Here is a 3166-nt window from a genome sequence, read left to right on the forward strand (position 1 = left end):
AAACAATAAATTTGTTACTAGATTGGAATAATAAACAGTTCTAATTAAGGGTAGCTTACATTTGTGCCTTTGCTAATTCATAAGCTTTTTGAATGTGTTCCTCTTTAAGAAAGAAGTCTGTGTTGAAGTTTTTTATAGCCATAAGCAGTTCTTTCTTAAAGTTTGATGATTACTCGGTTTTTGGTTTAAATTGCCTACGGTCTTGTGTATGAAACGTAGCTTATAAATAAACTTTAATTTTTCGGATTTGGCGTACTTTGTAAATAAGCGATAACCTCTCGAAGAAACTGTAATAGCTCTGTTTTTATACACGTTGTTGCCACACGTTTTTAATTCTTCATTAACTTTTTCAGTTCATCATCAAAAAATGAATTTAATTGTTTAGAGTTTTTAGTGTTTGTACTCATTAATTTTTCCGTGTAATTTCTAACAGCACGTCTAATCATTGTTGGCGATTTCTCTGAATGTTCATTTAAAGCTTTATTTACGTGTCCACAAATATCTTTTGGCATGTGATAGCTTAAATTAATTCCTAAAAGACTTGGAAACACCTCTTTAAACATATTGTCAATTTCCTTTTTCTTTGGTGCCATTGCAATATAATTAAAGAGAAAATCGGAACGCATATAACAATTTACATTATAACGTGAACCGAACACATCTTTAATAGCTTGATAAGTATAAATATCTTTAGATAGCCACCAAGTTTTATAGCCAAAAACACTTTTCCTGTCTTCTTCTTGATTAATTTCCCTTTGTTTATAAACCATAAGCATTAATTTTGCATCCGTTTCTGCACGTTCTTTTGAGTTTTTCATTTCAGTTAAACGATCTGTTAAAGACTTTAAATCCTTATCGTCAATTTTCTTCTCTATTTTTGAAGTGTCTTCATATTCTATATGGAATTCATCGTGTAAAAACTCTTTTAAATCACGATGAGCGTTGTATAAATTAGGATGTGCAAAGTTATCTATGAATTCATAAAATCTCTGAACATTCCCTCTACTTTTTGAGTAAAAGTAAGCTCTGATTAATATTTCATCCACGTACATTGTGTTGATTTCATTTTCAAGATAAAAATCCTCAACATTTTTATACATCGTTTTGTATTTGTAACGAATCATTCCAAAATGATTGACTAACTCGTCTAAAATTGTTTCGTTAATTGTTAACTGAACTCCAGCTATATATGCTCCTTCTAATAAACTCCAATATCTTCTTTTAGAAGGTTTTAAATCAATTTCTGATAAGGCCGGAATTAAAATGGAAGTACCTACATATATTTTGAGTTGAGATGCCAATTTTTGAAAAGCACTTGCTAAATGAGGGTCCCAACGAAGCATAAACATCATATTGTAGGTGTACGATAAACGCCTTAAATATTCATTCTGTTCAGTTGTGCCATTGTAGGCTATATTTCGGATTGTCATTAAAAGAGCTTTTTTAACACTCTCTTTATTATCCATTTTAATATGACTATCATCTACTACTTGACCAACTATTTCAGGAAGTGCAACTTCAAGTATATCTCTACTTTGACCGTCAATAATAAATGAAGAAAATTCTATTCCTTGTTTATGGTATATGTTATGAACTGTGGTTTCAATAAGAGAAAGCACATTTGTTGCTTTTACATTTTCATCTTTTAAATATTTTTTCAGTTGTTCTAAAGTTTGTCCCTTAAATGAATTATGAATATGTGTTTCTTCAATATCTCTCTCGTGAAGTATTAGTCTTGTTTGATATGGCAGACAATATGCATCTTCTTTTGAATGATAGTTTATTTGATTTGGTTTTGATGAAAGAACACCTAATTGTTTTTCAATAGTACTATAAACAGATTTTGGATTAAATTTTACATATTGAGCAACATCTTGTTTTATTTGTTCTAAATTTTTGAACCTTTTAGTTTCTGAAGCTGTTCCTTCTAAAGCGTAAAGTATCAAACTGTCCGCAAGTTTCTCTTCTATTTCATCATTATTATTTTTTGAATTGAATTGTTGACGCATAAAAACATAAAGCCTTGGGTCTTTTATATAATTGCCAACAACATATTCATTTTGTGGTTTTCTAAATTGATGAATATTACTTTCAATATAAGAATTGTATAATTGGATTAATCTTTCATCATTTGTTACGTTACTTGCAAACCATTCTACATCATAAATTGTAAGATTGATCTTATTGGTCTTAATAAAATCATCCTCAATGGTATTTTTTTGATTAACCTTTCTTCCAGTAACGTAAATTAATCGGTCGACATTAATATCATTCATAATCAGCTTTTCGATAGAGCCTTGAATTTTCTTCTCGTAACCAAGTTCAGTTGATATTTGATATATAAAAGTTGGATGAGTAGACCGTGAATAGATTTTTAAACTTCCGTCAATTCCTTTGTCTTTTGTGCCACCAACAGGAATAAATTCATCGCCTAAAACTTGGCTTAAAAATGAATGGGCGAATTCTTCAAATATTTCGCCTTTACCAAATTCAGATAGTGCGTATTTAAATTCTTCCTTGTTGATTGTTAGCTCCATAGATTATTGTATTATTTCGATTTTCACAAATGTGAGGCAACCACTTAATATCACCAAATATATATCATTTATGTTTCTTAGTCGTATTTAAACGTTTGTAAACGGATAAATAGGTGATCGACTCTCTATATGCACTTATTGAAGTTTGTTTTTTTTTCTTGACATACTTTTGTTTCTAATAAAAACAACGAAGCCAACAACTAAAAGCAACGACTATATCAACAACCGTTGTTCATATCATACCATCCAAACAACAACATCAAACAACAATAAAAACAGTATTGCAATGTTTCAGAACTATTCAGCAACAAAAAACCAACAACAAGGCAACAAAATATCAACAACCGTTGTTGATATTAAATCATACAACCAACAACATCAAAAAACAATGATATTTTTCTAAATTTTCATTTTCTAACCTAAATTTATTCATTTAACGTTTGTCGAGGGATTTAGGATTTTTTGAGTCAGGAGGATGTGGCTAACGGTCTCGGCTATGAGTAGGTGCGTGTTTCAGCAACTAAAATAGCAAATATAAACCGAATAGAAAATCCGCAAAGATTTTGGTAAGTAGGCTTGCACTAGCAATTAATTTTATAAGGTGTCAGGGCAAGTTTTTTATTTTCTAT

At 30.1% G+C, this 3166-nt stretch carries 1 protein-coding gene; it reads right to left on the bottom strand.

Annotation, left to right across the window (positions count from 1 at the left end; translation table 11 throughout):
* Nucleotides 1–329: 329 nt before the first annotated feature.
* Nucleotides 330–2537, bottom strand: a complete 2208-nt coding sequence (locus tag EIG86_RS06165; RefSeq protein WP_127845292.1) for a hypothetical protein — start codon at nucleotides 2535–2537, stop codon at nucleotides 330–332.
* Nucleotides 2538–3166: the final 629 nt, after the last annotated feature.

Origin of the sequence: Psychroflexus aestuariivivens, assembly GCF_004010055.1 — a bacterium.
In the GTDB taxonomy this organism is placed as follows: Bacteria; Bacteroidota; Bacteroidia; order Flavobacteriales; family Flavobacteriaceae; genus Psychroflexus; species Psychroflexus aestuariivivens.